This is a genomic window from Pirellulales bacterium, assembly GCA_036499395.1.
GTDB lineage: Bacteria > Planctomycetota > Planctomycetia > Pirellulales > JACPPG01 > JACPPG01.
In genome coordinates, this window is the sequence record DASYDW010000016.1 from 26,525 (window position 1) to 36,182 (window position 9,658).

At 59.6% G+C, this 9,658-nt stretch carries 7 protein-coding genes; 5 read left to right on the plus strand and 2 right to left on the minus strand.

Translation table 11 applies throughout. The features are described from left to right. The first annotated feature begins 93 nt into the window (after nucleotides 1-93). The 4 genes from VGN12_02915 to VGN12_02930 all read left to right on the plus strand — a co-directional run bounded on the left by VGN12_02915 (nucleotide 94) and on the right by VGN12_02930 (nucleotide 4,575). Nucleotides 94-1,119 carry a ThuA domain-containing protein gene (locus VGN12_02915; protein HEY4308381.1) on the plus strand — a complete coding sequence of 342 codons (1,026 nt, stop codon included), beginning with the start codon at nucleotides 94-96 and terminating at the stop codon, nucleotides 1,117-1,119. 38 nt (nucleotides 1,120-1,157) lie between these two features. Then, nucleotides 1,158-1,721, plus strand: a complete 564-nt coding sequence (locus VGN12_02920) for an N-acetyltransferase (protein HEY4308382.1) — start codon at nucleotides 1,158-1,160, stop codon at nucleotides 1,719-1,721. Between the two features lie 453 nt (nucleotides 1,722-2,174). Next, a complete protein-coding gene (locus VGN12_02925; GenBank protein ID HEY4308383.1) occupies nucleotides 2,175-3,410 on the plus strand; it encodes a hypothetical protein in 1,236 nt (411 codons plus the stop codon). 307 nt (nucleotides 3,411-3,717) lie between these two features. Then, nucleotides 3,718-4,575, plus strand: coding sequence for a hypothetical protein (locus VGN12_02930; protein ID HEY4308384.1), 858 nt, complete (start codon nucleotides 3,718-3,720; stop codon nucleotides 4,573-4,575). Nucleotides 4,576-4,608: 33 nt separating this feature from the next. Here the strand turns inward: VGN12_02930 and VGN12_02935 are convergent, their stop codons facing one another. Further along, nucleotides 4,609-4,950 (minus strand): DUF2019 domain-containing protein, encoded by a 342-nt coding sequence (locus tag VGN12_02935; protein ID HEY4308385.1) that lies wholly within the window; start codon nucleotides 4,948-4,950, stop codon nucleotides 4,609-4,611. Nucleotides 4,951-4,978: 28 nt separating this feature from the next. Beyond that, nucleotides 4,979-6,286, minus strand: coding sequence for a hypothetical protein (locus VGN12_02940; GenBank protein ID HEY4308386.1), 1,308 nt, complete (start codon nucleotides 6,284-6,286; stop codon nucleotides 4,979-4,981). A 1,051-nt stretch (nucleotides 6,287-7,337) separates the two neighbouring features. On the opposite strand from VGN12_02940, the gene VGN12_02945 reads away from it, so the two are divergent. Continuing rightward, nucleotides 7,338-8,741 (plus strand): DUF1501 domain-containing protein, encoded by a 1,404-nt coding sequence (locus VGN12_02945; protein HEY4308387.1) that lies wholly within the window; start codon nucleotides 7,338-7,340, stop codon nucleotides 8,739-8,741. Nucleotides 8,742-9,658 lie beyond the last annotated feature (917 nt).

The following is a 9,658-nucleotide window of genomic DNA, read 5'->3' on the forward strand; positions in this document are numbered from 1 at the left end:
GGGCGGGCATCTACTGAGCGTCGCCGCCCCGGATTACACTGATGTCGCATTCTGTCGCACGCATCCCGCACCAGGCTCCGGAGACCTAGTCTGATGATTCGCCGCTCGCTCGTTTTACGGTTCGCAGTCATGGTTGTGCTGGGGATGGCCGGTGTGGTCGCCGCGGCCGAGTCGAGCTGGGTTAGCTACGAAGGGGAGGCTGGCCCGGGCAAGGGACTGCATGTCGTGCTCGTCAGCGGCGACGAAGAGTACCGCTCCGAAGAGGCGCTGCCGCAACTGGCCAAGATTCTGGCGAAGCGACAGGGATTCAAATGCACGGTATTATTCGCGGTCGATCCGGCCGATGGCACGATCAATCCGATCGTGCGGACGAATATTCCTGGGCTTGAGGCGCTGGAAAAGGCGGATCTGCTGGTCCTGTTCACGCGGTTTCGCGAGCTGCCTGATGACCAGATGAAACATATTGTCGATTACGTCGAATCGGGCCGTCCCGTGGTGGCGATGCGAACTTCGACGCACGCCTTCGACAACAAGAAAAGCGAGAAGTATGCCCGCTACGCCTGGCAAAGCCCGGATTGGGACGGGGGCTTCGGCCGGCAGGTGCTGGGCGAGACGTGGATCAATCACCACGGTCAGCATGGCAAGCAGAGCACACGCGGCCTTATCGCGCCGGGCATGCAGGACAATCCAATCCTGCGTGGCATCAAGGATGGCGATATCTGGGGGCCGACCGATGTGTATGGCGTACGGTTGCCACTGCCTGGAGATAGCCAGCCGCTGGTACTGGGGCAGGTGCTGACCGGCATGCAAGCGACGGACTCGCCCGTGGTGGGAAAGGTCAACGAACCGATGATGCCGGTGGCGTGGACGAAGTCGTTTACCACTTCGTCAGGCAAGAAGTCGCGGATTTTTACGACTACGATGGGAGCGTCGCAGGATCTATCGAGCGAAGGAACGCGCCGACTGCTAGTCAACGCCTGCTTGTGGGCCGTGGGGAAGGAAGCGGACATTCCGGCGAAGAGCGACGTGGCGATCGTCGGTGAGTACCAGCCGCACCCGTTCGGTTTCGGCACCGCGCAAAAAGGGGTGAAGCCGAGCGATCACGTGCTGGCGAAATAGCGGACGTGGGTGAGATCGGCTCGAAAGGTAAGCGGCGGATGAGCGAGGCGATCGAGATTCGCACGGAGCTTCCTGGGGACGTCGCCGAAATCAGCGCGGTCATTGCCGCGGCCTTCGAGCGCGAGGAGGAAGCCCGGCTGGTCGAGGCGTTGCGCACGCTGCCAAGCTTCGATCCGGCGCTATCGTTGGTGGCCGTCTGCAACGGTGCGTCGACTGGAGACGGCCAGGGCGAACAGATCGTCGGGCACATCCTGTTCACGGATATCTTGATTCGTCGTGAAGATGGGAGCGCCGATCGCGCACTGGCTCTCGCGCCCGTCGCTTTGCTGCCCGAGTGGCAGCGGCGCGGGATCGGTTCGCGATTGACCGCCGCCGGCCTGGCGGCGTGCCGTGCGCGCGGCGATCGATGGGTGATCGTTGTCGGCCATGCGGATTTCTATCCGCGGTTTGGCTTTCAGTCGGCACGAGCGCGCGGACTCGAGGTGCCGTTTCCCGTCGAGGATGCCTCGTTCATGGTCTGTGACTTGGCGGATGCCCCGAATGATTCGTCGACGGACATCGCTGGCATGGTCGAGTATCCGGCGCCATTTCAGGCAGTTTAGATCGCTCAATACCTTGGCGAAGGAACGATTCGAGGTCGGAATCTCGCCTTTGCCGTTTCTCGTAAGCTACGCAGACTGCCAGTTATTTGCTCTCTTTTTTGTAATTTTCTGCGCCCGACTAATCTAATGCGGAATGAGTTTCGTGGTGGTCATTAATTCTGCACCATCGGCGGCAAAGCGACTAAGCCGTGTGATAGCAATGGTTCGCGGCCTGACTGCTGCGCCGCCCATCTGTTTTCCGGCATGAAGATGTTGGAAATAGGCGATTTAGCCAGCAACCGTCGACCTGGCAAGTGCCCCGCACATTGAGGGTTGAAGAGGGCTTTTTATCCCTTGATCATCGTGCGGAACCTAACTGGACTTTTCGCACGGCCCCTCGACAGCCGGTCCTAGTCGGCTGCAAGTCGGGATTCGCGGGGCTCAACCTTGATTTGCACGGAGGAAACTATGTCCATGCGAACCCTCTTGCCGCTAGTCGTGGCAAGCATTGTCTTAACAACGTCCACCGCTCGCTCGATGACTGACGCCCCGCCGGCCGAGGCCAAGCGCGAGGCACTCGTGCGGCTGATGCCGGAGAAGAGCGAGAAGCGGCTGCGCGATTATCTGCCCAAGGTCGCTGACCCCGAGGTGCAGGCGATCTTCGAGGATCCACAACTGATCGTGTACACCGATCGCGAAATGCCCAAGGCGTACCAGTTCTGGAATGGCCAGATGCCGGGCGTGCATCGTGCTAGCTACAACATCTCGGCCAATGGCAGCGAGCCGTTTGGCAACGGCAATCGCGAGTTCCCCTGGGGCGCGCCGGCAGGCACCCATCGGGCGAAGAACGTCTGGTCGTTTCGCTTTCTGCGCCTGCCGCGCGACGAGGAGGGGAAGATCCATCCGGTCGTTTGGTATCACACTCGGCAGGTGGGGGACGGGCAAAAAGGTTATGGCTGGCGCTTTCCCGCCGGAGCCGTGGTGGGCGAAGTGTTGATGATGCGCGGGACCGACGGGCGGGATTATTGCTTCGAGGTGCGGGTTCGCTTCCGCGAGGTCGACGACTGGGCGGTAGATGTTTTCCGTCCCTTCCCGCGCTCGGAGGATCTGGCCGATCGGATCAAGGAGTTGCGTCCTGAATGGGAAAAGGCTGAGAATCTGAAATCGGCCGTTAGCCTGTTGACGTCGGCCACGAACTTGCCTGAGCGCAAGTTGGTCGACTCGCACCCGCGAAAGTCGTTTCAGCAATCGATGGGGGTCTATGTTCTGCCCTCGCTCGAGGACGATCAGTTGGTGCGTGAACTGCTGACCGAAACCACCTTCAAGTCGGCGCTGGGGAATCCTTGGTCCGAGGGGGCCAACGGGCCGGTGGCGGCTGCTCCCACGACCGAAGCATCGTTCCACATCGTGCCGGCCAAATACGACGCAGGCTTTGTCGAGGTCGATCGGGCTTCGTGCATGCGTTGCCATCAGACGGTGAATCAACCGGTGAGTAAGTTCGAGGCTGGCCGCGATTGGTATGGCCGGATCCGCGGTTCGGACGGCATCTTCTCGTTTCATCCGTTCGACCCAAATTCGATCAGCGGTAACGGTTACCCGGTGCCGGTGCGGATGCGTAGCGAATTGGTGTCGGCCGGCGTGATCGAGCAGTACGACGCCAAGAAGCACGACAAGCTACGTTACGCCCAGGTGCCGTACCTGGTGGAGTAACAAGCGGACCCACCTGTGCGTTTGCCGCCAGGCGCGTCTCTCATACTTGGGGGGCGGACGTCTCGTCCGCCTTTCGAGTGCAATTTCTCCTTCAACGCTCGTGTTGCGGCTGGTTTCTCACCAGCCGCAACACGAGCTTTTTTATGCGCGGTTCGCAGCGGCTGCCGGCCGTGGAATTTACAACTCGCGACGTGCTGGCATCGATTGACCTTGACCGACGACTAAGCAGCGGTCACCATCCCGCGCACTTCTCAATGCGCATCGGCGGCCCCTAGCGTATCCGATCCCCCGCGGAGCATGCGACCTCATGTCACGGCTCGTTTATCTTACGCTACTGGTGGCCATTTACTCGGCCGCGTCGGGCTTGGCGTTCGGCGATCCTCCCCAGGAGTACCGCTTTACCTATCGGCCGCTGGCCGTGGGTGACCAGGTTCATGAGACGGTGCGCTACACGATCGACATGAAGACCATTCGCTCGCAAGCGGGGGAAGTGATCGACGTCAATGATCAAATGGCCGTTCGCGACGAGCAAGCAGTGGTCGTGCGCTTGCAGGCGGGGCCGGGCGAGACAGCTCGCGTTCGCCTGACGTACGAGCAATCGCAACAAACCACGCAGCCCCGCGTTGGCGCGGTGCAAGCGAGCGATCGACCTGTCGCGGGCAAGACCTACATCGTCGCCCGCAAAGGGGACGAGCTGGCGATCGCCGACGAGCAAGGGCAGGCGCCTCCCGACGAAGAGCGTGAGATCGTATCTCGGACGCTCGACAACCTCGGCAAGCCGCACCCGTTGGGCGTGTTCTTCAATGGCCGTACGATGACGGTTGGCCAGCGCGTCGAATTGCCGGCCGATTATGCCGCGAAGCTACTGTCGGCCTGGGACCCGGCGCTTGCGAGTGAGCCGCTCGAGGTGATTCTGATGGGAACGGAGCGCGTGGACGGCCAATTGTGTGCGCTGTTGCACACGCTGCCCGCTGCCGCGGGACGGCGCAGCCCGATCGACGGCAAGTTTCTCGTTGAACTGGCAACCTGCCGGCCGGCGGTGGTCGAACTACGCGGGCCGGTGAATTCGACCGAGCGCCGCGGCGCGACCGGCGTGGAGTTCGATATCCGCCGTAAAGGAAAGCTGCAAGTCGCCGCCCACGTCGTACATACGCGGGCGAAGTAATAGCTGATAAGACGATTTAGGTGGTAGTTGCGCTTACTGCGCGAGAAATCTCAGATTACCGGCCTTCCATTCCTCGATCGTTAATTCTGCGTCTCGGCTAAGAATCGGGATATTTAGCTTCACGACGTCGGCGAGCTTTCTTAGGGCTCGCGCGGGATCCACTTCGAGTGTATGCGCAGCTGCCCAACATTGAACATGCGGATCTGGAAAGTTGTAAAGGCCGAACAGGTCATTGCGCCGCCTGACTCTTGCCAGTTCGATGAGCGTCTCGTGCAATCGATCATAAGAAACGTTGCTCGATTCTGCATCTCCTGTCGCAAGGGACGCACCGTGGTTCGCCGCATGGCGACAATAGTCGTCAAGTAAGTCGTCCATTAGATCATCTTAATTGCGCGAAGTGTGACTAGCTGCAATCATGAAACGCAGCGGCATAATCGGCGGCCATGCGCAGGGCGCTGTAGGCGATGTACTCGTCGGAAAACTCGGAGGCGTCTCCTTCGGGACCTGCGAGCCAGTCGTCGAGGTAGTCGTCGTAGCGGGCAACAACAGCACAAAGGTTTTGACGGACGTCTCGCGCCGCTTCTGCAACAAGATGTTCCCTGGGCCGATCATCGGCAAGTCCCCAGAACTCAGCATACGGGAGGAGCGGGCGGAGTAGCGGAGGCGCTTTGCTGGGGTCAAGTATTGCCCGAGAACTCCGGTCGTAGAACGTTCCATACCAGCGCCGCATTTCGTCGGCGATCAAAACACCTCGCGAGTCGGCCATGCCTCGCCCTTCCATTTGCTTTTGTTCGCCCGTCCTTCTTAATACACCCTTCAATTTATCGTATTCGCACCAGTATTGCTTCCGGATTACGTGGGGTATTCCCGAAGCGTCGAACATTCTTTCTGACAGTTTCTGAACCTCGTCCTCGGGAACCGAGTTCCAATCAAAAGTGCCTCCCATCTCTCTCTTTGCGTGGGCTCTCCACGCGTTATAGACACCATATGTCTTTTTATGATTCTCCTTCGGCATCAAAACCGCAGGTGCTTTGCTCTCGTCGTAATTTGGGTACTTTCGCTTCATCCAAGCACTCATCACACCATGATGCGAGTGCAAGCCTGGACGTGGAGACGGCATCTCTCCATGCTTACCAACGCGGAAATCGGCAGTCGGCTTTGGTGAAGTCGTTGTCGGAGCAGGCCGTGGTTCAGATTTAAAGCTGGGCTTTGCCGTTAAGAGTTGTTTTCTCGCAATGAAATTGCTTGTTAGACCGAGTGTATTTCCTGCGATTGCGATTCCGTTTTTCAGATTGATGCCGTTCTTCGCGGCATCATAGGTGCCTTGAACCACGCCCACGGCGTTGCCCACTGAGTCATACGCGATCAGTGTGCCCGATGCACTTCGCGCGATTGTGCCCCCCTTGGCCAATGCGGTTGCGATTCCGCTCGTTCCGATGGCGACTAAGACTTGTCCGCTGGCTGTCGCGATTGCCACAGCGGTGTCGTAACCGTTGGCTCGGTCTTCTTCCGTGATACCAAGGAGCTCAAGTTGCCTGTTGTCCAGCCCAAGAGTAGCGAAGTTATAGACTGCCGTTGCCGACGAATTCACAACGGATTTCGCGCCGGTTTGCAGTCCTGACGCGGCGGCGCGAATCACCTCCTCGGGAAGTTTGGCAGCCGACTGGAGTTCGCCTGCCAGCCGACTAGATCGGCGCATCTCCGGCGTCATTCCTCCAGTCAGGTCGCCGATTTGCTGATTTCGGCGAATTACTGCATCGAAGAATGAGTGTCCTTCGTTCCCATTGGCCGAATCGTTGGCCGCGGCAAGCTGGTCGCGTCTGGGCTGGTGGTCTGAGATATTCGCCGCGCGATGGTCGGAGGCAGAATTGTTTGCTCGTGTCGACGATTTGTCAGGGGGCCAGTCACGAGCAATTGAGCCGGGGGCGAGGCAGCTTTGCCACCGGTCGATGCGAACCAGCCAGGGTTCGGTGCGGCACCTCGCCGTGGATGTTTCGAGGAGTTCCACGTTTCCGTGGTGTTCTTCTCGATAGAGGCCCGATTGTTAGGGTCATGTGCATGATGCGCATTTTGCTCGGCGAGCCGTAGCTCGTTCAAGCGGTGTTGGTGGGAGTCCGAATATGTTGCCAGCCATTCAAGTAAACGTCGGTCATGCGCCTGCTGTGCTTCGGCGCTTTCGATCTCTCGCAAGAGTCGTTGATGTGTTGTCGAAGACTTCGCGAGCCACTCCAATTGACTGCGATCCAGAGGCGATCCCGAGCTCGGGGCTCACGTCTGCGGAATACCAAAGGGGCTTGCTTTCCCGAATGTGGCCGTAGCCCGCGTCGATTCGTTTCTCGCTATTGCCCACCTTTTTTGCTCCCTAAACAAAAAAAGCCCGCAGCAGGCGTGCGCTAAATGCGCAGTGCCAGCTACGGGCTCTTGTAGATACTCGCCTACGTGACGAGCTCTTAGGATACCCAGACCGCCGAGGGCGGCCACGTTCAGTGATGCTTTCGCCGAGTGTTCGAAGCTTAAGTCTCTTTGTGCGAGTCTTCAATGTGTGAATTGGCCACTCACGCGAGCCGACTTTCGAAGTGGCAGTACGGATTAAAGTTTGAGGAGTTGGGCAATCGCAAAGAACGACAACCGCGATCCGGTAGGACGCTGGCTTTTGGCACTACTCGCGTAGATACATTGCAGGTATTGGGGCGCTCGGGTAGCTTTAGCGCATACGTCCTGCCTGATTTCTGCCCGATCGCTCCTGCCTGCTGAGACCTGCCATGCGGCCTGTTCCGCCAGCGAAGTCGCCTGCTCATGCGTTCGAGAGCCTCAACGCGCGTGTGCGCGAAGGGCTGGTTGTGTGGGATCGTCGCAGCGTGCTGAAGGCGTCGCTCGCCGGACTCGCCGGGTTAAGCCTGCCAGGATTACTGCGAGCACGAAGCGATGCCGCCACGACCGGCGCAAAGTTGCCCAGCAATAAAAGCGTCATTCTCTTGTGGATGACGGGCGGGCCCAGCCATGTCGATACTTGGGATCCGAAGCCGGATGCGCCGCGCGAGATTCGCGGCCCCTTTGGCACCATCCCCACGGTCCTGCTTGGCGTGCGACTGTGCGAGCATCTGCCCAAGCAAGCCGCGATGCTCGACCGTATGACGATCATCCGTTCGGTCGATGCGCGGTTCTCGAATCATGAACCGAACCAGGTGATGCAGACCGGCAACTCCGAGGCCGAGCCGCGGCTGAACCGCGAGGGGCATCTCTATCCGGCGATCGGCTCGCTCGTGGCGCGCTTTCGGGGGCCGAACGATCCGGCGCTGCCGCCGTACGTGACGCTCAACATGAAGGATCGCGATCATCTTGCTTGGGGCGGCTACCTCGGCAAGCAGTACGATCCGTTCGTGGCCAACAATGTGGGCGAACTCTTCAAGCTGCCCGGCGGGCTCGATCAGCAGCGACTCGGCTCGCGGCAAGAATTGCGTGGGCAGCTCGATCGCTTGCGAAAGAACCTCGACCTGTCGGGCTCGATGTTGGCGCTTGATCGCTTTTCGCAGCAGGCTGTCGATATCGTCGTCGGTGAACGAGCTCAAACTGTGTTCGATCTGTCACGCGAACCGCAAGCCAATCGCGACCGCTACGGCGAGCACCCGTGGTGCCAACAAGCGTTGCTGGCCCGGCGGCTGGTCGAGGCGGGCGTGAACTTCGTCACGATCGACTTGAGCAATCACAGCTCGTCAGGCACGTGGGACACCCACGGCGACAACATTCCCCCGTACGGCGGCATCATGAGTGGATTGAAGCCGCTATTGCCGGTGTTCGATCATTTGTTGACGACGCTCGTGACCGATCTCGGCGAGCGCGGATTGCTCGACGATGTGCTGGTGCTGGCGATGGGAGAGTTCGGCCGCACGCCGCAGATCGGCACGCAAGGCTCGACCGACGGCCGCAACCATTGGCCCCCCGTCATGTCGATGACCGTGGCCGGTGGCGGATTCCGGCATGGCCAGATCATCGGTTCCAGCGAACACGACGGCGGCCAGATTCGCGAACGCCCCGTCACGCCGGGGGACCTGGCCGCCACGATTTTTCAACACATGGGCGTACCGCTGGATGGGGCGTATCTCGACCTCCGCGGCCGGCCACGCCCCATCGTGGAAGACGGCCGCCCGATCGAAGAGCTGATCTAAGGCAAGTGGCGAGTGTGAAGTGCTGAATGATGAGCGGGAATGACACTTTCACTCAGCAATTCACATGAGGGTCAAACACACTATCCCGCAGCGCCAGCGAGGTTTTTCTTCCGGCCTGAGGTACGGTGCGTCTGTGACGCACCTTCTTTTTTATTGATCCGCAGATTGCGCGGGTTTTCGCAGATTAGAAGCCGGGGCCAGGAAGAATGGTGTGTCTCGGACACACCCTACAAGTACTTAGAAAATCCGGCCACGAAAAGTGCGAAAAGGCACCAAGAGAAAGTTAGGGAATTGTGCCTAGAGAATTCTCTGTGGCCTCGGTGAACTCTGTGGCGAGAATCTCTGTGGCGAGAATCTCTGTGGCGAGAATCTTCTGGCCTGGAAGGGAAAGAGTGGGCGGCTGACAGTCGGCTGGGGCCGTTTTAGAAACGGAGAAAGCGGAACGCAAGCTCAATGAAAAAGAAGAGCGCGCGCGGAAAGGCCACGGGAATATCAAAAAGATTTGGGCGCTGCCGCCGTGGGTCGGGTTGAGGTTCCGGAAAGTTCTTTGGCTTGTTAAAGGAATGAAGTTTTGGAGTCGCCTGACCCACGGCAGCTTGATCTGCGCCTCGGGATGATTTTGGAGCTCGCCGCTCGCCGACGTGGTAACCAGGTGTACGTCACCCCCGTCTATCCTGGCGTCGACTGCGGTTCTAAGGCTCGTACCTCGCTGCTCTAGCACCCGTTTCGGCGGACGCAAGCTGATCATGCTCGCCAGTCGACCGTTTGCGATTTGTCGGCTGCAGGCCGCCGCTTCACACGCATCGACGAGTCACAACATGGTACGCCGCTACTGCCGCTGCGTGGCAACGATCGCGCCGAGTGATTGAATCTTTCGTGCACTCGGCGGATTCCATCCTGCACGCGGTGAGGGAAGG

Coding starts and splice junctions, on each gene's coding strand:
- VGN12_02915 (HEY4308381.1), top strand. CDS start 94: ATGATTCGCCGCTCGCTCGTTTTACGGTTCGCAGTCATGGTTGTGCTG.
- VGN12_02920 (HEY4308382.1), top strand. CDS start 1,158: ATGAGCGAGGCGATCGAGATTCGCACGGAGCTTCCTGGGGACGTCGCC.
- VGN12_02925 (HEY4308383.1), top strand. CDS start 2,175: ATGCGAACCCTCTTGCCGCTAGTCGTGGCAAGCATTGTCTTAACAACG.
- VGN12_02930 (HEY4308384.1), top strand. CDS start 3,718: ATGTCACGGCTCGTTTATCTTACGCTACTGGTGGCCATTTACTCGGCC.
- VGN12_02935 (HEY4308385.1), bottom strand. CDS start 4,950: ATGGACGACTTACTTGACGACTATTGTCGCCATGCGGCGAACCACGGT.
- VGN12_02940 (HEY4308386.1), bottom strand. CDS start 6,286: ATGACGCCGGAGATGCGCCGATCTAGTCGGCTGGCAGGCGAACTCCAG.
- VGN12_02945 (HEY4308387.1), top strand. CDS start 7,338: ATGCGGCCTGTTCCGCCAGCGAAGTCGCCTGCTCATGCGTTCGAGAGC.